Origin of the sequence: Paraburkholderia rhynchosiae, from assembly GCF_002879865.1 — a bacterium.
GTDB lineage: Bacteria > Pseudomonadota > Gammaproteobacteria > Burkholderiales > Burkholderiaceae > Paraburkholderia > Paraburkholderia rhynchosiae.
The window spans coordinates 1-401 of sequence record NZ_PNXY01000144.1; the positions used below are offsets into that span (position 1 = coordinate 1).

Here is a 401-nt window from a genome sequence, read left to right on the forward strand (position 1 = left end):
TGGTAGACCTCGGCCTTGTAGAAGGGGTTGCCGGGCTCGACGGCCGTTGCAATCTTCGCCTTGAAGACATGGGCCGTTTCCAACTGAGCGATATAATCCGAGGCGACTTTCCCCTGCTCCGCGTCGGCCGGAAAGATAGCGGAGCGATACTGCGTGCCGCTGTCAGGTCCTTGCCGGTCGATCTGTGTGGGATCGTGCGCGACCGAGAAGTAGATTTGCAGCAGCTTGCCATAGCTGATCTTCTTGGGATCGAAGACGATTTGCACGGCTTCGGCATGGCCCGTGGTTCCGGTTTCCGTCTGCTCGTAGTTCGCGGTCTCCGCACTGCCGCCGGCATAACCGGACGTTGCGCTGATGACGCCGTCGACATGCTGGAACACACCTTGCATGCCCCAGAAACA

Annotated in this window: 1 protein-coding gene; it reads right to left on the reverse strand. The window is 59.6% G+C overall.

The genetic code is table 11. The annotated features are described in order from the left end of the window. Positions 1–401 (reverse strand): peptide-methionine (S)-S-oxide reductase MsrA (msrA, locus tag C0Z16_RS37200; protein ID WP_102636858.1); only part of this gene is annotated, 401 nt, incomplete at both ends.